Below are 19,225 nucleotides of genomic sequence, written 5' to 3' on the forward strand. Positions count from 1 at the left end.
GGCGCGCGGGTACCGGCCGGCCCCGGGGCGTCCGGGGAGCCGCTTGTCCTCAATCGCCGGACGGGCATGATTCTTCGGGTCAGCCTCCCAGGGCTCGGGACACCGAATAGATCACCAGGCCCGCCAGTGCGCCCACCACCGTGCCGTTGATGCGGATGAACTGCAGGTCACGGCCGATGTGGGCCTCGATCTTCCTGGATGTCTGGTCCGCGTCCCAGCCGGCCACCGTGTCGCTGATCAATGACGTGATCTCCGCCCGGTACGTCGTCACGACGTACACCGCCGCGTCCTCCAGCCAGCCCTCCAGTTTCGACTGGAGGCGGCCGTCCGTCGCCAGGCGGGCGCCCAGGGACATCAGGGAGGCCCGGGCGCGCAGGCGCAGTTCGCTCTGCTCGTCCTCGGCTGCCGCGATCACCATCGCGCGGACCGAGGACCACGCGGACGCGATGACGTCCTGGACCTCGCCCCGGCCCAGGACCTCCGACTTGAGGCGCTCCACCCGGGCACGGGTCTCCGAGTCCGTCTGGAGGTCGGCCGCGAAGTCCGTCAGGAACGTGTCGATCGAGCCGCGCGCCGGGTGCCCCGGCATGTCGCGCATCTCCGTGAGGAAACGCAGCAGCTCCTTGTAGACCCGCTCCCCCACCCGCTTGTCGACGAACCGCGGGGTCCAGCCCGGTGCGCCGCCCTGCACCGCGTCCATCACCGAGTCGCCGTGCAGCACCAGCCAGTCGTGCGCCCGGACACACACCAGGTCCACCACCTTGCGGTGGCCGCCGTCCGCGACGACCTTCTCCAGCATCTTGCCGAGGCCCGGGCCGATCTCCGCCGCGTTCGCCCGCCGGGTGATCGCCTCACCGACCACGGCCTGCACATCCGAGTCGCGCAGCACCGTCAGCGCACCGCGCAGCGCGGTCGCCAGCTCGGCCGTGACCCGGTCCGCGTGCTCCGGCTCGGCGAGCCAGGCACCGAGCCGGCCGCCGATGCCGAGGGAGTGGATCCGGTCCCGTACGACACCGCCCGACAGAAAGTTCTCGCCCACGAAGGAACCGAGAGAGGCCCCGAGCTGGTCCTTCTTCGTGGGAATGATGGCGGTGTGCGGAATCGGCAGACCGAGCGGACGCTTGAAGAGTGCCGTGACGGCAAACCAGTCGGCCAGCGCACCCACCATGCCCGCCTCGGCGGCCGCGGCAACGAAGCCCGGCCAGCCGCCCACCCCCTCGTTCTTCGCCCAGGTGGCGAGCACGTAGACGAGCGCGACCAGCAGAAGGAGGCCCGTGGCCGTGGTCTTCATACGGCGTACGCCGCGCCGCTTCTCCTCATCGGCCGCGGTGTACGCGAACGACGCCAGAGAGGCGGAGGGGCGGCCGGCAGCCGCTCCCTCGCCCTCCCGCGTGCCCGCGTCCCCGTCCGGGCTCGCGTCCGTACCGGCCGCCGGCTCGCCGGGTCCGGTTCCTTCGGTACGTTTCATCCGCTCCACCCGTCCGCGTACGCATCGCCCCCCGACGCCCCGTACGCATTGTCCTTACCTGACCTACTCCCGGGCCGCACGTTGAGTTCCCCGCGCCCTGCCGCATCATGGAACCGGTCCACCAACAGAGGAGAGACACCGCCCATGCCCAGGCGCCAGGGGTACGCCCTGCTCATAGCCCTTGTCGCGGGTACCGCCGCGCTCGCCGCCGTCGTGGCGTTCGCCGGCTCGCTGCTGTTCTCCGGCCCCCGGGCGAAGGCGTCCGCCGCCGCCGCCGGGCCGCAGAACAACGCCCGGGGGTCCGCGGCACCGGCCCACTCCTCCGGGCTCTGGCTCGCCACCTGGGCGGCCGCGCCCGTCCTCGGGGCAGCCGACCCGAACCACGACCAGGACCCCGCTCACCGCACCATCCGTAACGTCGTGCACACCAGCATCGGCGGCAACGCGGCCCGCATCACCCTGTCCAACCTCTTCGGGACCCAGCCACTGCTGATCGACAACGTCACCGTGAACACCCGCCCCGTGACGTTCCGTGGCGCCCCGACCACCACCGTCCCGGCCGGCCGGGAGATCGTCAGCGACCCCGTCGTCGTGCCGGTCGCCGCCGACGCCGACCTCGTCGTCACCCTGCGCACCCCCACCGCCCGCGGCCCGGTCACCGTGCACCCCAACAGCCACCAGAGCTCCTACGTGGAGACCGCGGGCGGCACCTGGCGCAGCACCTCCTGGCGCTACCTCACCGCCGTCGACGTGCACAGCCCGAACGCGACCGGCACCGTCGTCGCGCTCGGCGACTCGCTCACCGCCGGCACGGGCTCCACCACCGACGCGAACACCCGTTGGCCCGACATCCTCTCGGACCGGCTGAACGGCCGGTACGCGGTGGTGAACCAGGGCATCGGCGGCAACCGCCTCCTGCGCGACGGCATCGGGCAGCGCGCCCTGGGCCGCTTCGACCGCGACGTGCTGGGTGTGACCGGCGCGAAGACCGTCATCATCGCCCTCGGTATCAACGATGTGCAGGGCTTCCCCCAGGAGAAGGACCCGCAGCGGATCACCGACGCGCTGCGCACCATGACGGAGCTGGCCCATGCGCACGGACTGCGGGTCATCGGCGCCACCCTGATGCCCTACGACGGCTACCGCAGCTGGAGCCCCGCCCAGAACGCCGTACGCACCCAGGTCAACAAAACGATCCGGGCCGGCGGAGTCTTCGACCAGGTCCTCGACTTCGACCGCGACATGCGCGACCCGGCCCACCCGGAGCGGCTGCACCCCGCCTACGACTCGGGTGACCACCTCCACCTGAACGACGCGGGCTACCGGCGGCTGGGCTCCCTGGTGGACCTGACCGATCTCGTACGTGTCCGCCCCTCGTCCGACGCGCTCTGACGAGCGGCAGGGCCGGCGCGGAACGGAGTGACAGGCGCTTCGTCCGCGGTGCGAGAACCCTTCCCGCTACTTGCTCCTGTTCGCGCCGGCGCCCCCGTCACCCTTCTTCAGCCGGCCCCGGGCGCGCTCCGCGTCCCGCAGCCGCTGCCTGTCCGCCTTGCTCCGCTTGCGCTCCACACCGACGCCGCCCATCAGCGCGAAGCCGGTGATCCGCACCCGGGGCGCATCCGGTGCCGGGACGCCGTCGTCCTTGCCGTGCTCCCCGAAGCCGCCCATGACGCCGATGCCCCGGACCTCCACATTCAGGTCAGGCGGGACCGTCACCTGCATGCCCCCCATGATCGCGAAGCAGCGGATGACCACCTCGCGGTCCTCGAAGTTCGCCTCGCGCAGATCGATCTCACCGCCGCCCCACATCGCGAACGCGGTGAACTTCCGGGCGACCGTCCAGGTCCCCCGGCGGCGGAACCCGCCCCAGAACGCGAAGGCGCCGCCCGACGTCGCCGGCTTGCCCACCCGGTCCGCCCAGCGGGCCATCGAACCGGCCCCCGGCTGCCCCGCGTCCACCGGCGCCACCGCGGCCCCCGCACCCGGCAGATCGCGGACGATCGGGACCAGCTCCCCGTGCGTGCGCGCCTTGTAGGTGGCATCGAGGCGCTGGTCGAACTCCGCCATCTCCAGCCGCCCTTCGGCCACCGCCTCGCGCAGGATCTCGGCAATACGTTCGCGCTCGGCGTCGGAGGCACGCATGTCCGGAAGTTCGCTCGTCATACCGCGCAGCCTATTGAACGCGTACGCCTCCGTCACCGATCTACGATCCGGTAGCCGACGCGTACATCTTCGCGATCACGGCCTCGATGTCCGGCTCCCGCACCGAAAGATCCACCAGGGGGTACTCCGCGGCGATCCGTGCCACCAGGGGCGCCGCCGAAGCGGACGCCGGGAACGCCAGCCACTGCCGGGGCCCCTCCACCTTCACCGTACGCACGGACGGCTCCGACTCCAGCCGGATCGGCGGGAGTTCGCGTTCCAGATCCACCACCAGCGTCCGCTCGCTCTCCCCCACCTCGTGCAGACCCGACAACGCCCCGTCATACATCAGCCGGCCGTGGTCGATCACCATCACCCGGTTGCACAGCTGCTCGATGTCCGTCAGATCGTGGGTGGTGAGCAGCACCGTCGTGCCGCGTTCCGCGTTCAAGTCCCGCAGGAATCCACGGACCTTGGCCTTGGACACCACATCGAGGCCGATCGTCGGCTCGTCGAGGTACAGCACCTCGGGATCGTGCAGCAGCGCCGCCGCGATGTCACCCCGCATCCGTTGCCCCAGTGACAGCTGACGCACCGGGACGTCCAACAGGTCGCCCAGGTCGAGGAGTTCGATACAACGGTCCATATTGGCCCGGAAGCGCGCGTCGGGAACCCGGTACATCCGGTGGACCAGCCGGTAGGAGTCACGCAGCGGCAGGTCCCACCAGAGCGTCGTGCGCTGCCCGAAGACCACACCGATCCGGTGCGCCAGCCTCGTACGCTCCCGGGAGGGGTCGATACCCGCCACCCGCAGCGAACCGCCACTCGGGGTGAGGATGCCCGTCAGCATCTTGATCGTCGTCGACTTCCCCGCCCCGTTCGGGCCGATGTAGCCGACCATCTCACCGCGCGCCACCCGGAAGCTGATGCCGTCGACGGCCCGCACCTCGCGGCGCTCCGCGCGCATGAAGCCCGTGCGGCGGCGGACGTCGAAGACCTTCTCCAGGCCGTTCAGTTCGATGAAGCCGTCGTCCCCGCCGTCCCCTCCGCCCCCGCCGTCCGTTGTGCCGAAGTCGCCGTCCACGCCGGTTGCCGCGCCCATGTCCGATGTTCCGTCCCGCTCGATGTCCGTCAACTTCCCGTACTCCGGTAGGCCCGCAGCCCCGCACGCCAGGCCAGACCTGCGGCCACCCAGCACGCGGCCGCCACCAGCGGCGGCAGGAACGCCACCCAGTGCGGCAGGCCCAGCGGATACTCCCGGTCCAGCACATACAGGGCCGGCAGCCAGTTCACGAAAGCCAGCGGCACCACGAACGTCACCCCGCGCACCAGGTCCTTCGCGAAGACCGTCGGCGGGTACTGGAGCATCGTGCTCCCGCCGTACGTGAACGAGCTCTGCACCTCGGCGGCGTCCTGCGCGAAGAACTGGAAGCCGGCCCCGGCCGCGAACACCGCCGCGAAGATCGCCGCCCCGCTCAGCAGCATCAACGGCATCAGCAGCACCTTCAGCACCGTCCACTCGATGTCCAGGGTCACCAGCGCGTAGCCGAGCACCAGCAGCCCCTGCGTGATCCGCCCCAGCCTGCGCAGCGCGAACCGGTCCGCCGCGACCTGCGCGAGCACCGGAACCGGCCGCACCAGCAGCGTGTCCAGCGTCCCGTCCCGCACCCGCCGGCCCAGCCGGTCCATCGAACCCATCGTCAGATCGGCAAGACCGAACGCCGTACCCGAGGCCCCGTACAGCAGGGCGATCTCCGGCAGCGTGTAGCCGCCCAGCACATCCACGTGCGAGAACATCAGCAGGATCGCCACGAAGTCGAACGCCGTCACCGCGAAGTTGCCGAAGGCCGTCATCACGAACGACGCCCGGTAGGCCATCGTCGAGCGCAGCCACATCGCCGCGATCAGCCCGTACGCCCGGACCCCCTCGACCAGCCGCGACCGGGACTCGAACACCACGACGGGCTCCGCCACCGTCTCCACCGCCTCAGCCACCCTGGACCACCACCCTCCGCGTCGCCACCGACTGCAGGAGCCGCCCGGCGAACAGCAACGCCAGCGCCCAGCCCGCCTGGAACCCGTACACCCGCACCAGACCCCAGCCCGTGTGCTTGCCGAGGAACACATCCGCCGGCACCTGCAGCAGCGCCGACCACGGCAACGCCCGCGCCACCTCGCCCAGCAGCCCCGGGAACAGATTCAGCGGCAGCATCAGACCGGAGAAGAACATCCCCGCCAGGAACGACATCTGCGTCGCACCCGCCCCGTCCATCAGCCAGAACGCCGACAACGCGACCAGATAACGGATCGCGAAACTGACCACGACCCCGAGCGCCACCGCGACGAGAAACGCCGCCCAGACCCCGGCCGACCCCGGCATCGCCAGATCGAATGCCAGCGAACCCAGCACCATCGGCACGATGCCGCGCCCCAGCAGATGAAACGCGGCCCGCCCCAAGTCACCGGCAAGCCACCACAGTTGAAGATCGATCGGCCGGTAGAGATCGACCGCGATATCGCCGTTGCGGATCCGCTCGACCAGCTCGTCCTCGAAACCGCCGCCCATCATGGCGCACGTCATCAGCAGCGCCTGGCCCAGCCACACGTACGTCAGCGCCTGCGACATGTCGTAACCACCGAGCTGCGGACGCTCGTCCCACAGCGCCACATACGTGTACGCCATGATGAAACCGAAGACGGTGTTGGTGAACACCCCCGCAGCCGTCGCGATCCGGTACGTGGCATAGCGCCGGAACCCGCCCGCCGCCACCACCGCATAGACCCGCACAGCACACCACCCCCCGGACTCGGGCATCCGCGTGCGGACACCAAAGCGCACGAGCCTAGACCAGCCGGGGCAACCGCCGCGACCGCTTTTCGGAGGTCGATCCGGGGGTTATTCCGCAGAAAAGTGCACTATGGGGGAACTGACCGCGGCCGAGGAGTCTGCACCGACATGAGCGACGAGCCACAGCAGCAGAGCGAGGACCCCGCCCCCCGGGGCTGGAGCCCCAGAGACCTGCCTGCCGGCGCTGCCGCCCCCGGAGACCAGGGCGCCCCGGACACGGACCCCACCACCGGGAAGAACGGGACGAAGCAGAAGAAGCCCAAACGCCCCAAACGCACGGGCTGGCGCCGCGCCGTCCCCACCTGGCGGATGGTGCTCGGCGGCATCCTCCTCATCGCACTGGTCCTGATCGGCGGCTTCATCGCCGGGTACGAACTCGTCGACATCCCCTCCGCCAACGCCAGCGCCACCGCCCAGTCCAACGTCTACCTCTACAAGGACGGCAGCGTCATCGCCCGCGACGGCGAGGTCAACCGGGAGAACATCAAACTCGCCCAGGTACCGCGCACCGTCCAGCACGCCGTCCTCGCCGCCGAGGACCGCGACTTCTACTCCGAACGCGCCATCGACATCAAGGCGATGTTCCGGGCCGGCTGGAACACCCTGACCGGCAAGGGCAAACAGGGCGGCTCGACCATCACCCAGCAGTACGTCAAGAACTACTACCTGGGCCAGGAACAGACCGTCGGCCGCAAGATCAAGGAGTTCTTCATCTCGATCAAGCTGGGCCGCGAGGAATCCAAGAACCAGATCTTCGAGGGCTACCTCAACACCAGCTACTTCGGCCGCAACGCCTACGGCATCCAGGCCGCCGCCCAGGCCTACTACAGCAAGGACATCGGCGACATCACCACCGCCGAAGGCGCCTACCTCGCCTCCCTGCTCAACGCGCCCAGCGCCTACGACGTCATCACCCACCCCGAGAACAAGAGCGCGGCCCTCGCCCGCTGGAACTACGTACTCGACGGCATGGTCAAGGAGAAATGGCTCACCGCCGCCCGGCGCACCGCCATGGCCTTCCCGGCGCCCGGCCCGGTCAAGCCCGCCAACAGCCTCTCCGGCCAACGCGGCTACATCGTCCAGGCCGTCGAGGACTACCTCGTCCGCAACGACATCCTCGACGAGAAGACCCTCGCGACCCGCGGCTACCGGATCACCACCACGCTGGAGAAGAAGAAGCAGAACGCCCTCGTCGAAGCCGTCGACGACAACGTCATGTCCAAGACGAGCAAACAGAACAAGGCCGACCGCGACGTCCGCGTCGGCGGCGCCTCCATCGACCCCGCCACCGGCCGCGTCGTCGCCATGTACGGCGGCATCGACTACACCAAGCAGTACGTCAACAACGCGACCCGCACCGACTACCAGGTCGGCTCCACCTTCAAGCCCTTCGTCTTCACCTCCGCCGTCGCCAACGACTCCACCACCCAGGACGGCCGCCGCATCACCCCCGACACCATCTACGACGGCACCAACAAGCGCATGGTCCAGGGCCCCGACGGACCCACCGGATACGACCCGTCCAACGAGGACGACGTCGACTACGGCCCCATCACCGTCAGCACCGCCACCGACAAATCCGTCAACGCCGTCTACGCCCAGATGGCCGAGGACGTCGGCCCCGGCAAGGTCCGCCAGACCGCCGTCGACCTCGGCATCCCCAAGGACACCCCCGACCTCACCGCGTCCCCGTCCATCGCGCTGGGCCCCGCCACCGCCAGCGTCCTCGACATGACCGAGGCCTACGCCACCCTCGCCAACCACGGCAAGCACGGCACACACACCCTCGTCGACAAGGTCACCAAGGACGGCGAGACCGTCGAGCTCCCCGGCCGCGACACGAAACAGGCCGTCAGCCGCGAAGCGGCCGACACCACCACCTCGATCCTGCAGAGCGTCGTCGACGGCGGCACCGGCACCGCCGCCCAGGGCGCGGGCCGCCCCGCAGCCGGCAAGACGGGCACCGCCGAGGAGGACAAGGCCGCCTGGTTCGCCGGCTACACCCCGAACCTCGCCACCGTCATCGCCGTCATGGGCCAGGACCCCACCACCGGCGCCCAACAGCCGCTCTACGGCGCACTCGGACTGCCCCGCATCAACGGCGGCGGCGCCCCCGCCGAGACCTGGGCCCAGTACACCGGCGCCGCCCTGCGCGGCGCCCCCGTCAAGGACTTCGACCTCGACCTGGAGAGCGGCACCGACGAGACCGAGCTGCCCGACGAGGAGAGCACCGGCCCCGGCAACACCGGGCAGCCGACCGGAACACCCTCCAGCACCGGCCCGAGCACCCCGTCCAGCTCCCCGCACACCACCCCGACCGCCCCGGACCCCTCACCCGCCACCACCGGGCCCCCCACCGGCGGCACCGACACCGGCGGCAGCACGGACGGCGGAACCGGCACCGGGGACGGCGACAGCGGCGGAAACACGGACGGCGGCCCGGACACCACAGGCGGCCTCCTCGAAGGCGCCCGCGGCACCCGGGCCCCGGGCCGCCTGTAGCGGCGGAAAGGGGCGGTGGCGACGCGGTCAGTGACCCGACGTGGCCTTCAGCCCCACCACAGCCACCAGCAGCAGACACACGAAGAAGATCCGGGCCGCCGTCACCGGCTCGTGCAGCACCACCATGCCCAGCACCGCGGCACCCGCCGCACCGATACCCACCCACACGCCGTACGCCGTGCCGATCGGCAGCGTCCGCGCCGCATGGGACAGCAACACCATGCTCGCCACGATCCCGAGACCCGTGAACACACTCGGCCACAGCCGGGTGAACCCCTCGGTGTACTTCATCCCGATCGACCAGGCCACTTCCAGCAGACCGGCGATCACCAACAGAACCCACGCCACGACAGCACCTCCGACGACAGAACACGCGGAACAACACGGATGCGTCGTCTTTGCGGAAGCCCGGTACGGCGCGTCTCGTCGGGGTCCCACCACCGTAGCAAAAAACAGGCAAAAGGCCTGGTGACAACGGTCACCAGGCCTTTTGCAGGGACGTACGGGCTTACAGGCGCACGGGATCGCGGGGCTACGGGGTCACGGACACGCCGGGTTACGGGCTACAGATACAGCCCGGTCGAATCCACCGAGCCCTCGAAACGGTCCGCGGCCACCGCATGCAGATCCCGCTCCCGCATCAGCACATACGCCACGCCCCGCACCTCGACCTCGGCACGGTCCTCGGGGTCGTACAGCACCCGGTCCCCCGGCTCCACCGTCCGCACGTTCTGGCCCACCGCGACCACCACGGCCCACCCCAGCCGACGGCCGACCGCAGCCGTCGCCGGAATCAGGATGCCGCCGCCGGAACGCCGCTCACCCTCGGAAGAATCGGACCGGACCAGCACACGGTCATGCAACATCCGGATGGGCAGCTTGTCGTCCGCGTTCTCGCTCACGCCCCGCAACCTACCCGGCCACCCCGCACGGCCCAAGGCGGCCCCGGGGCGGCCGGCGCCTCCCGGGGCGGTCAACGCCTCCCGCGCCGCTTGGACGCGACGACCAGACCGACCACACCCACCACGAGCACCGCCGCCGGAATCACCCGCTCCAGCCGCGGAGCACCGTCCTCCGTCACGAACTGGGCCCGCACATCCGACACCGTCCGGTTCACCGCGACGAACGCACGCCCGGCCGTCCGGTCCACGGCCTCGGCGGCCTTCGCCTTCGCATCACCAACGATCGTCTTCGGGTGCACCCGCACCCCGATCTCATCGAGCACCACGGCAAGCTGCTCACGCCTGGTGATGATGTCCGCCTCGATCTGCGCAGGGCTCCTGGCATCCGACACTGCGCCGCCTCCGTGGTCCTCGTCCGGTAAACCTTCATCGACAGTCTGTCAGCTCGGACGCCCCCGCACCCGGCGGCACCCCTATTACCCTCGGTCCCGTACATCCCACGTACCAACGAGGAGAACCATGAGCGAGCGACTCCAGCCCGGCGACACCGCCCCCGCCTTCACCCTCCCCGACGCCGACGGCAACGACATCGCGCTCGCCGACCACAAGGGCCGCAAAGTCATCGTCTACTTCTACCCGGCGGCTCTTACCCCCGGCTGCACCAAGCAGGCCTGCGACTTCACCGACAACCTCGACCTCCTGGCCGGCGCCGGATACGACGTCATCGGCGTCTCCCCCGACAAGCCCGAGAAGCTCGCCAAGTTCCGCGAGAAGGAGAACCTCAAGGTCACCCTCGTCGGCGACCCCGCCAAGGAGACCCTGGAGGCCTACGGCGCCTTCGGCGAGAAGAAGCTCTACGGCAAAACGGTGACAGGAGTGATCCGCTCCACGATCGTCGTCGACGAACAGGGCAAGGTCGAGCAAGCCTTCTACAACGTCAAGGCCACCGGACACGTCGCCAAGATCATCAAGGACCTCGGCATCTGACCCGACCGGCCGGACCGGGAACAGCGGCCGACCACTAGGCCGAATGGCCGAAAAAATGTGATGGACATCCCAATCCTTCGCCGATTCGGTTTGCGACCGCCATGACCGCGCAGAAGCCTTCCCTGGAACACCCACCGAGGAAAGGACCCGGCCATGGCGGCCTCCGACCCCCATCAGGCGGCCGACCCCGAAGCGGTCAAACGCCATCCCGCCCTCTTCCGGGCCATCCGGAAACGGAAGAACCCGAGGCTGCGCCGGACCGACATCACCGTCACCGACGACCAGGCCGTCAAGCGTGCCGTGAAGGCGGCCTCGCTCGGTAACGCCATGGAGTGGTTCGACTTCGGCATCTACTCCTACATGGCCGCCACCCTGGGCCACGTCTTCTTCCCGTCGGGGAGCGACACCACCCAGCTCCTCTCCTCCTTCGCCACCTTCGCCGTCGCCTTCCTCGTACGGCCCCTCGGTGGCATGTTCTTCGGCCCCATGGGCGACAAGGTCGGCCGCAAGAAGATCCTCGCCCTCACCATGATCATGATGGCGATCGGGACCTTCGCGATCGGCATCATCCCGTCCCACGGCTCCATCGGGATCTGGTCCCCCGTCCTGCTCATCTTCTTCCGGATGCTCCAGGGCTTCTCCACCGGCGGCGAGTACGGCGGCGCCTCCACCTTCATCGCCGAGTACGCCCCCGACAAGCGACGCGGCTACTTCGGCAGCTTCCTCGAATTCGGCACACTCGCCGGCTACGTCGGAGCCTCGGGCCTGGTCACCCTGCTCTACGCGCTCCTGGACACCCCGCAGATGGAGTCCTGGGGCTGGCGCATCCCCTTCCTCGTCGCGGGCCCGCTCGGCCTCGTAGGCCTCTACCTGCGACTGCGCCTCGACGAGACCCCGGCCTTCCAGAAGCTGGAGGGCGGCACCGCACACGCCACCGAGGCGGCGGACGGCGTCGAGACGAGCGCCAAGGGCGACCTCGGCAAGATCTTCCGCGACTACTGGCCGACGCTGATCCTCTGCATCTGCCTGGTCGGCGCGTACAACATCACCGACTACATGCTGCTGTCGTACATGCCGACGTACCTCTCCGACGAGCTCGGCTACAGCGAGACCCACGGTCTGCTCATCCTGCTCGCCGTCATGGTCTTCCTGATGCTGATCATCAGCCAGGTCGGCAAGCTCTCCGACCACTTCGGCCGCAAGCCGCTCCTCATGGCGGGCATGCTCGGCTTCCTGATCTTCTCCCTCCCCGCGTTCCTGCTCATCCGGCAGGGAAGCATTCCGGCCGTCTCGCTCGGCATGCTGATGCTGGGCCTCTCCCTGGTCTGCATGCTCGGCACGATGTCCGCCGCGCTCCCGGCCCTGTTCCCGACCCAGGTCCGCTACGGCTCCCTGTCGGTGGGCTACAACCTGTCGGCGTCGATCTTCGGCGGTACGACCCCGTTCGTCATCACCGCCCTGATCAGCGTCTCGGGCACCAACCTGATGCCGGCGTACTACGCGATGGGCGCGGCCGTGGTCGGCGTCATCGCCGTGGCCTGCATGAAGGAAACGGCCAACAAGCCGCTGGACGGCTCGCCGCCCTCGGTGGAGACGACCGAGGAGGCGGAGGAACTGGTGCACGCCCAGTCGCCGGACCCGAAGTTCTGAGCCCCGGACCCCGTCCCTGACCCCCTGACTGCACGGCCTGCCCGGTACGATGGGCCGACAGGCGGCCGTGGCGGAATGGCAGACGCGCGCCGGTTTAGGTCCGGGTGAGCTTCGCTCGTGTGGGTTCGAATCCCACCGGCCGCACCGCGTGACGGGCCGCCCCTCGGGGCGGCCCGTCACGTTGCTCACCCCACCAACTCCCGCACCACCGGCACCAACGCCCGGAACGCCTTGCCGCGGTGGCTGATCGCGTTCTTCTCCGCCGGGGTCAGTTCCGCGCAGGTGCGGGTCTCGCCCTCCGGCTGGAGGATCGGGTCGTAGCCGAAGCCCCCCGTGCCCGACGGCGTATGGCGCAGGGCGCCCAGCAGGCGGCCCTCGACCACGCGTTCCGTGCCGTCGGGGAGGGCCAGGGCCGCGGCGCAGGCGAAGTGGGCGGCACGGTGCGGGGTGTCGATGTCGGAGAGCTGGGCCAGGAGCAGGTCGAGGTTGGCCCGGTCGTTGCCGTGGGTGCCTGCCCAGCGGGCGGAGAAGATGCCGGGGGCGCCGCCGAGTACGTCGACGCAGAGGCCCGAGTCGTCGGCGATGGCCGGGTGGCCGGTGGCCCGGGCGAGGGCGTGGGCCTTGAGGAGGGCGTTCTCGGCGAAGGTGACGCCGGTTTCCTTGACGTCGGGGATCTCGGGGTAGGCGTCCGCGCCGACGAGTTCGTGGGTGAGGCCTGCGTCGGCGAGGATCGCGTGGAGTTCGGTGATCTTCCCGGCGTTGCGGGTGGCGAGGATGAGGCGGGTCATGGCTCGATTATCGCCGCCACCGGGAGCGCGGTTTACGGGGTGCAGACCTTGCCGATCTCCTTGGCCGCGTCGGTGACCGGGGTGATGTCGGGGGTGTCGTCGCCCTTGTCGATGGAGGCGCGGACGTTGCCGACGCCGGTGCGGAGGTCGTCGACGGCCTTGCCGAGGTCGGCGTTGTCGGTCTTGTCGCCGAGGTCGCCGAGTTCCTTCTCGATGGCGTCGAGTGCTTCGGAGGCCTGGCTGGGGTCGTTCGAGGCGTCTGTGACGGCCTGCTGGAGGTTGTTGACGCTGGTGGCGATGGCGTCGGCGGTCTGCACGCAGTCGATGGCCCTGTCGAGTGCTCCGCAGCCGGCTGCGGCGGTGACGGTGAGCAGTGCGGCGCTGATGGCCAGTGCGGTGCGGTGGCGTCGGTGTCGCGCGGCCATGGCGTGGTCCCTCCCCGGGTGCGGATACGCGGACGGGCGCACGGTTCGACCCGTGCGCCCGTACTCGTATCGACGCTGTGGAGTGGGTACTTGGTTGCTTCTTTACCCGGTCCCGCGTGCGGCTCCGGTCGGCTCTATTCGCCGAGGGTGCGGGTGAGGGCGTCGTTCTGGAACGCGGTGAGGTCGACGCAGCCGACGGTGGCCAGGTCGAGGAGGGCGTTGAGTTCCTTGCGGTCGAAGGGCTCGGCCTCGGCGGTGCCCTGGACCTCGACGAAGCGGCCGTCGCCGGTGCAGACGACGTTCATGTCGGTCTCGGCGCGGACGTCCTCCTCGTAGCGGAGGTCGAGGAGGGGGGTGCCGTCGACGATGCCGACGCTGATGGCGGAGACGGTGTCGGTGAGCGGCTTGCGGCCGTGCTTGATGATCTTCTTGCCCTGGGCCCAGGTGATGGCGTCGGCGAGGGCGACGTAGGCGCCGGTGATGGCGGCGGTGCGGGTGCCGCCGTCGGCCTGGAGGACGTCGCAGTCCAGGACGATGGTGTTCTCGCCGAGGGCCTTGTAGTCGATGACGGCGCGCAGCGAGCGGCCGATGAGGCGGCTGATCTCGTGGGTGCGGCCGCCGATCTTGCCGCGTACGGATTCGCGGTCGCCGCGGGTGTTGGTGGAGCGGGGGAGCATGGAGTACTCGGCGGTGACCCAGCCTTCGCCGCTGCCCTTGCGCCAGCGCGGGACGCCTTCGGTGACGGAGGCGGTGCAGAAGACTTTGGTGTCGCCGAAGGAGATGAGTACGGATCCTTCGGCGTGCTTGCTCCATCCGCGTTCGATGGTGACGGGGCGGAGCTGGTCGGGGGTGCGGCCGTCGATACGAGACATGGCGTCGACTTTATCGGGTGCGGGGGCCCTGTCGTTCCGGTGCGGGCGGGCTGTCCGGGGGTGGGTGCGCCGCAGGCCCCGTCCGGTGGGGGCGGGGCCTGCGGGGTGCCGGGTGGGTGGGCCCGTGCGGTTCAGCGGTGGGTCACATCATGTCTTCGATGTCGGCGGCGATGGGGTCTGCGTCGGTGCCGATGACGACCTGGATCGCGGTGCCCATCTTGACGACGCCGTGGGCGCCGGCGGCCTTGAGCGCGGCTTCGTCGACCTTGCTCGGGTCGATGACCTCGGTGCGGAGGCGGGTGATGCAGCCTTCGACCTCTTCGATGTTCTCGATTCCGCCGAGCCCGGCGACGATCTTCTCAGCCTTGCTGGCCATGGCCTTCTCCCTGGGTTTTCACGTACATGTGACGGCCCACCATGGGTCCGTTTCGTCACGGTAACGCACGGTTGGCCCAACTTCGCGGGCGAGCAACCGAGCCATCACCAATGATGACGATCACCGGTGCCCTGTCTTCCGGGCGGGCTCCGCACCGTACCTCAACTGGTCTACACCAGTGTGCAACGACCCCCAATTGTGTCTTGTTCCGGGAGGACGCCGATGAGCTCGAGCAGCGCAGCGATCCCACAGAAGCAGTGGTGGAACGGCCTCTTCCAGGGCCTCCAGAAGATGGGGCGCAGCCTTCAGCTCCCGATCGCCGTGCTGCCGGCGGCGGGCATCCTCAACCGGCTCGGTCAGCCGGATGTCTTCGGTGACGACGGTCTGGGCTGGACCAATATCGCCAAGGTGTTCGCGGCCGCCGGTGGTGCGCTGCTCGATTCGGGGCTCGGTCTTCCGCTGTTGTTCTGTGTCGGTGTCGCGATCGGCATGGCGAAGAAGGCGGACGGTTCGACGGCGCTGGCGGCCGTGACGGGTTTCCTTGTCTACTACGCGGTGCTGCATGCCTTCCCGGTGGACTGCGACGCCGGTTCGACGTTCGTGTCGGGCGGCACCTGGTTCGGTACGTGTGTCACGGACGACGCGCAGGTGACGGCGGCGGCGTACCAGAACCCGGGGGTGTTCGGCGGCATCGTGATGGGTCTGATGTCGGCCTGGTTCTGGCAGCGGTTCCACCGGGTGAAGCTGGTGGACTGGCTGGGCTTCTTCAACGGCCGGCGGCTCGTCCCGATCATCATGGCGTTCGTCGCGCTGCTCTTCGCGGCGCTGTGTGCGTGGCTGTGGCAGCCGATCGGTGACGGTCTGACGAGCTTCTCGAAGTGGCTGGTGGATCTGAACTGGCTGGGGTCGGGGATCTTCGGTGTGGCGAACCGCGCCTTGCTGGTGATCGGTATGCACCAGTTCCTGAACACGTTCGTCTGGTTCCAGTTCGGTGACTTCACCAAGCCGGACGGGACGGTCGTGCACGGTGACATCAACCGGTTCCTGGCGGGCGACCCCACGGCCGGTCAGTTCACCACGGGCTTCTTCCCGATCATGATGTTCGCCCTGCCGGCGGCCGCGCTGGCGATCTACCACTGTGCGAAGCCGCACCGTCGCAAGGCGGTCGGCGGCATGATGGTCTCGGTCGGCCTGACGTCGTTCGTGACGGGAATCACGGAGCCGATCGAGTACTCGTTCCTCTTCGTCGCGCCTCTGCTGTACGCGATCCACGCGGTGCTGACGGGTGTGTCGATGGCGCTGACGTGGGCGCTCGGGGTGAAGGACGGTTTCAGCTTCTCGGCGGGTCTGATCGACTACGTCATCAACTGGAGTCTGGCCACCAAACCTTGGCTGATCATCCCGATCGGGTTGGCCTTCGCCGTGGTGTATTACGTGATCTTCCGGTTCGCGATCACCAAGTTCAACCTCCAGACCCCGGGCCGGGAGCCCGAAGAGGTGGAGGAGGAGATCGAGAACAACCTCACGAAGTAGCCGCTGAGCGGGGGCTATGCCCCCTGCTACCAAGGCCCTCGGACCACTCGGTCCGGGGGCCTTCGCCATGTCACCGTGCGTGGGCGATGGCTACTGCGAAGTAGTCGGGAATCGCAGGTTCCTTATCTAACCCTCACCGTGCTAAAACTGGTCTACACCACTGAGTGGTCCAGACCACGTGGCACTCTGCCACGTTCCTTGAGTCGTCGCCCACCAAGATCCCTGTCCCTGGCGGCGCCTTGCCTACTGGAGGAAGTTGATGAGTACGGCCACCGCTACGGCGGCCCCCGCGAAGAAGCGGGGCTCCGGCCTGTTCCAGGGCCTGCAGAAGGTGGGGCGCAGCCTCCAGCTGCCGATCGCCGTGCTGCCGGCCGCGGGCATTCTGCTCCGTCTCGGCCAGCCCGACGTCTTCGGTGACGACGGCCTCGGCTGGCACAAGGTCGCGTCCGTGTTCGCCACGGCGGGCAGCGCGGTCTTCGACAACCTTCCGATGCTCTTCTGCATCGGTGTGGCCATCGGGTTCGCGAAGAAGTCGGACGGTTCCACCGCTCTGGCCGGTCTCGTCGGCTTCCTGGTCTACAGCAACGTCCTCAAGGCCTTCCCGGTCTCCGAAGCGGTGATCCAGAAGGGCGAGGACACCGCCGCGGTGTACAACAACCCCGGTGTCCTGGGCGGCATCCTGATGGGTCTCGTCACCGCGATCCTGTGGCAGAAGTTCCACCGCACCAAGCTGGTCGACTGGCTGGGCTTCTTCAACGGCCGCCGGCTCGTCCCGATCATCATGGCCTTCGTCGGTGTGATCTTCGGTGTCTTCTTCGGCCTGGTCTGGGAGCCCATCGGTGAGGGCATATCCAACTTCGGCGAGTGGATGACCGGTCTCGGTTCCTTCGGTGCCGGGCTCTTCGGCCTGATCAACCGCGCGCTGCTGCCCGTCGGCATGCACCAGTTCGTCAACACGGTCTCGTGGTTCCAGCTGGGTGACTTCACCGACGCCACGGGCGCCGTCGTGCACGGTGACCTGAACCGCTTCTTCGCCGGTGACCCGACCTCGGGTCAGTTCATGTCGGGCTTCTTCCCGATCATGATGTTCGGCCTCCCGGCCGCTGCCATCGCCATCGCCCACGCCGCTCGCCCCGAGCGTCGCAAGGCCGTGATGGGCATGATGGTCTCTCTGGCGCTGACCTCGTTCGTCACCGGTGTGACCGAGCCGATCGAGTTCTCGTTCATGTTCATCGCGCCGCTGCTCTACGCGATCCACGCGGTGCTGACCGCGCTGTCGATGGCCATTACCTGGGCGCTCGGTGTGCACGCCGGGTTCACGTTCTCGGCCGGCTTCATCGACTACGCGCTGAACTGGAACCTGGCGACCAAGCCGTGGCTGATCATCCCGATCGGTCTCGTCTTCGGAGTGATCTACTACGTGCTCTTCCGGTTCGCGATCACCAAGTTCAACCTCACCACCCCGGGTCGTGAGCCCGAGGAAGAGGTCGAGGACCTGACGAAGGCGTAGCCTCCGCGGTCCGGCCTTCATGACCGAAGCCCTCATCTTCCCGGCGGAAGGTGAGGGCTTCGTCGTACGTCAGGGGGCCGGCGCCGTCAGATCTCGTAGACCGCGCCCGGGGCCGCCAGCTCCGTCGGGCCGTCGAAGACCTCGCGGGCGTCGGACAGATTGCGTCCGGCGTCGGTCCACGGCGGGATGTGGGTGAGCACCAGGCGCCCCACCCCGGCGCGGGCGGCCAGCTGGCCGGCCTCGCGGCCGTTGAGGTGGAGGTCCGGGATGTCCTCCTTGCCGTGCACGAACGACGCCTCGCAGAGGAAGAGGTCGGCGCCATCGGCCAGCTCGTCCAGGGCCTCGCAGGTGCCGGTGTCGCCGGAGTACGTGAGCGAGCGGCCACCGTGTTCGATGCGGATGCCGAACGTCTCGACGGGGTGGCGGAGCTTCTCCGTACGCACCGAGAAGGGGCCGATCTCGAACGAGCCGGACTTCAGCGTGTGGAAGTCGAAGACCTCGCCCATCGCGTGGTCGGACGGGGTGTCGGCGTGGGCGGTGGTGAGCCGCTGTTCCGTGCCGTCGGGGCCGTAGACCGGGATGGGGGCCGGGCGTCCGCCCTCGTGCGGGTAGTAGCGGACGACGAAGTACGCGCACATGTCGATGCAGTGATCGGCATGGAGATGGCTGAGGAAGATGGCGTCGAGGTCGTAGAGACCGACGTGGCGCTGCAGCTCGCCGAGGGCGCCGTTGCCCATGTCGAGGAGCAGCCTGAAGCCGTCGGCCTCTACGAGGTAGCTCGAGCATGCCGATCCCGTGGACGGGAACGAGCCGGAGCATCCGACGACGGTGAGCTTCATGGAGCGTGAACCTCCGAGACGTGGGAACGGGGAGGGTTCGTGCGGTTCGTTGAGCGGTTTGTTGAGCGTAAGGCGCGAAAGAGCTGGTCGCTCCTTCGAGGCGGGCCGTTGTGGGGGAACTCACCTGTGCTGTCACCGGTTCGATGGAAGCGGGGCGCCCCTGGGGGGCGCGGCTGGGGGGTACGGCTGCGGCGGCCCTGTTCCCCGCCAGGCCCCTTCCCGTAACCGGGGCTCCGCCCCGGGCCCTGCTCCTCAAGCGCCGGAGGGGCTGGGTTGGCGGGGGGCAAAATCAAGCCCCTCCGGCGATTGAGGAGCGGGGGTCCGGGGGCAGCGCCCCCGGAAACGGCGGACGCCGGGGGCCCGGACCGGTACGGGTCCTGGCC

General features: G+C 69.0%; 19 protein-coding genes, 1 tRNA gene and 1 riboswitch. Of the genes, 7 read left to right on the top strand and 13 right to left on the bottom strand.

The window, feature by feature from the left end; translation table 11 throughout:
- Positions 1 to 79: 79 nt before the first annotated feature.
- Positions 80 to 1,468 (bottom strand): DUF445 domain-containing protein, encoded by a 1,389-nt coding sequence (locus ACFVW8_RS20265; protein WP_389691854.1) that lies wholly within the window; start codon positions 1,466 to 1,468, stop codon positions 80 to 82.
- Between the two features lie 144 nt (positions 1,469 to 1,612).
- Here ACFVW8_RS20265 and ACFVW8_RS20270 point away from each other — a divergent pair, with 144 nt between their 5' ends.
- Complete coding sequence (locus tag ACFVW8_RS20270; protein ID WP_389691856.1) at positions 1,613 to 2,860, top strand: SGNH/GDSL hydrolase family protein; 1,248 nt, start codon at positions 1,613 to 1,615, stop codon at positions 2,858 to 2,860.
- Positions 2,861 to 2,926: 66 nt separating this feature from the next.
- Here ACFVW8_RS20270 and ACFVW8_RS20275 read toward each other — a convergent pair whose 3' ends face one another.
- From ACFVW8_RS20275 to ACFVW8_RS20290, 4 genes are read right to left on the bottom strand one after another with little or no spacing between them, the layout of a single operon-like run.
- The gene (locus ACFVW8_RS20275; RefSeq protein ID WP_389691858.1) at positions 2,927 to 3,631 is read right to left on the bottom strand and encodes a DUF1707 domain-containing protein; all 705 of its coding nucleotides are present in this window, start codon (positions 3,629 to 3,631) and stop codon (positions 2,927 to 2,929) included.
- Between the two features lie 40 nt (positions 3,632 to 3,671).
- Positions 3,672 to 4,712, bottom strand: a complete 1,041-nt coding sequence (locus tag ACFVW8_RS20280; RefSeq protein WP_389691860.1) for an ATP-binding cassette domain-containing protein — start codon at positions 4,710 to 4,712, stop codon at positions 3,672 to 3,674.
- 29 nt (positions 4,713 to 4,741) lie between these two features.
- Positions 4,742 to 5,605, bottom strand: a complete 864-nt coding sequence (locus ACFVW8_RS20285; protein WP_389691862.1) for an ABC transporter permease — start codon at positions 5,603 to 5,605, stop codon at positions 4,742 to 4,744.
- A complete protein-coding gene (locus ACFVW8_RS20290) occupies positions 5,598 to 6,398 on the bottom strand; it encodes an ABC transporter permease (protein ID WP_389691864.1) in 801 nt (266 codons plus the stop codon). Before ACFVW8_RS20290 ends, ACFVW8_RS20285 begins: the two co-directional genes overlap by 8 nt.
- 168 nt (positions 6,399 to 6,566) lie before the next feature.
- On the opposite strand from ACFVW8_RS20290, the gene ACFVW8_RS20295 reads away from it, so the two are divergent.
- Positions 6,567 to 8,960, top strand: coding sequence for a transglycosylase domain-containing protein (locus ACFVW8_RS20295; protein ID WP_389691866.1), 2,394 nt, complete (start codon positions 6,567 to 6,569; stop codon positions 8,958 to 8,960).
- A 27-nt stretch (positions 8,961 to 8,987) separates the two neighbouring features.
- Here the strand turns inward: ACFVW8_RS20295 and ACFVW8_RS20300 are convergent, their stop codons facing one another.
- The 3 genes from ACFVW8_RS20300 to ACFVW8_RS20310 form a co-directional block, all read right to left on the bottom strand.
- Positions 8,988 to 9,308, bottom strand: a complete 321-nt coding sequence (locus tag ACFVW8_RS20300; protein WP_024491021.1) for a multidrug efflux SMR transporter — start codon at positions 9,306 to 9,308, stop codon at positions 8,988 to 8,990.
- A gap of 38 nt (positions 9,309 to 9,346) precedes the next feature.
- Positions 9,347 to 9,412: riboswitch (guanidine-III (ykkC-III) riboswitch) on the bottom strand.
- A gap of 111 nt (positions 9,413 to 9,523) precedes the next feature.
- On the bottom strand, positions 9,524 to 9,862 hold the full coding sequence (locus ACFVW8_RS20305; protein ID WP_384129923.1) for a GroES family chaperonin: 339 nt from the start codon (positions 9,860 to 9,862) through the stop codon (positions 9,524 to 9,526).
- A gap of 71 nt (positions 9,863 to 9,933) precedes the next feature.
- Entirely contained in the window at positions 9,934 to 10,254 is a 321-nt protein-coding gene (locus ACFVW8_RS20310; protein ID WP_389691868.1) for a DUF3618 domain-containing protein, read from the bottom strand.
- A gap of 127 nt (positions 10,255 to 10,381) precedes the next feature.
- Between ACFVW8_RS20310 and bcp the strand changes: the two genes are divergently transcribed.
- The 3 genes from bcp (at position 10,382) to ACFVW8_RS20325 (ending at position 12,643) form a co-directional block, all read left to right on the top strand.
- On the top strand, positions 10,382 to 10,849 hold the full coding sequence (gene bcp / locus ACFVW8_RS20315; protein ID WP_389691870.1) for a thioredoxin-dependent thiol peroxidase: 468 nt from the start codon (positions 10,382 to 10,384) through the stop codon (positions 10,847 to 10,849).
- Between the two features lie 153 nt (positions 10,850 to 11,002).
- Complete coding sequence (gene proP, locus ACFVW8_RS20320) at positions 11,003 to 12,499, top strand: glycine betaine/L-proline transporter ProP (protein WP_389691872.1); 1,497 nt, start codon at positions 11,003 to 11,005, stop codon at positions 12,497 to 12,499.
- Positions 12,500 to 12,560: 61 nt separating this feature from the next.
- Positions 12,561 to 12,643 (top strand) — tRNA-Leu (locus ACFVW8_RS20325).
- A 41-nt stretch (positions 12,644 to 12,684) separates the two neighbouring features.
- On the opposite strand, the gene rdgB is transcribed toward ACFVW8_RS20325, so the two are convergent.
- The 4 genes from rdgB to ACFVW8_RS20345 all read right to left on the bottom strand — a co-directional run bounded on the left by rdgB (position 12,685) and on the right by ACFVW8_RS20345 (position 14,960).
- Positions 12,685 to 13,287 carry an RdgB/HAM1 family non-canonical purine NTP pyrophosphatase gene (rdgB, locus tag ACFVW8_RS20330; protein WP_389691874.1) on the bottom strand — a complete coding sequence of 201 codons (603 nt, stop codon included), beginning with the start codon at positions 13,285 to 13,287 and terminating at the stop codon, positions 12,685 to 12,687.
- Between the two features lie 32 nt (positions 13,288 to 13,319).
- Positions 13,320 to 13,712: a hypothetical protein gene (locus tag ACFVW8_RS20335; RefSeq protein WP_389691876.1), complete on the bottom strand. Its 393-nt coding sequence runs from the start codon at positions 13,710 to 13,712 to the stop codon at positions 13,320 to 13,322.
- 134 nt (positions 13,713 to 13,846) lie between these two features.
- Positions 13,847 to 14,584: a ribonuclease PH gene (gene rph / locus ACFVW8_RS20340; RefSeq protein WP_389691877.1), complete on the bottom strand. Its 738-nt coding sequence runs from the start codon at positions 14,582 to 14,584 to the stop codon at positions 13,847 to 13,849.
- Between the two features lie 142 nt (positions 14,585 to 14,726).
- Positions 14,727 to 14,960: a glucose PTS transporter subunit EIIB gene (locus ACFVW8_RS20345; RefSeq protein ID WP_018517946.1), complete on the bottom strand. Its 234-nt coding sequence runs from the start codon at positions 14,958 to 14,960 to the stop codon at positions 14,727 to 14,729.
- Positions 14,961 to 15,182: 222 nt separating this feature from the next.
- Here ACFVW8_RS20345 and ACFVW8_RS20350 point away from each other — a divergent pair, with 222 nt between their 5' ends.
- Together ACFVW8_RS20350 and ACFVW8_RS20355 are read left to right on the top strand one after the other, a co-directional pair.
- Positions 15,183 to 16,493: a PTS transporter subunit EIIC gene (locus tag ACFVW8_RS20350; protein ID WP_389691879.1), complete on the top strand. Its 1,311-nt coding sequence runs from the start codon at positions 15,183 to 15,185 to the stop codon at positions 16,491 to 16,493.
- Positions 16,494 to 16,752: 259 nt separating this feature from the next.
- Positions 16,753 to 18,003 carry a PTS transporter subunit EIIC gene (locus tag ACFVW8_RS20355; protein WP_389691881.1) on the top strand — a complete coding sequence of 417 codons (1,251 nt, stop codon included), beginning with the start codon at positions 16,753 to 16,755 and terminating at the stop codon, positions 18,001 to 18,003.
- Positions 18,004 to 18,089: 86 nt separating this feature from the next.
- On the opposite strand, the gene ACFVW8_RS20360 is transcribed toward ACFVW8_RS20355, so the two are convergent.
- Complete coding sequence (locus ACFVW8_RS20360; RefSeq protein WP_389691883.1) at positions 18,090 to 18,842, bottom strand: MBL fold metallo-hydrolase; 753 nt, start codon at positions 18,840 to 18,842, stop codon at positions 18,090 to 18,092.
- Between the last annotated feature and the right edge of the window lie 383 nt (positions 18,843 to 19,225).

The sequence above is a fragment of the Streptomyces sp. NPDC058221 genome (assembly GCF_042882365.1).
Taxonomy (GTDB): Bacteria; Actinomycetota; Actinomycetes; order Streptomycetales; family Streptomycetaceae; genus Streptomyces.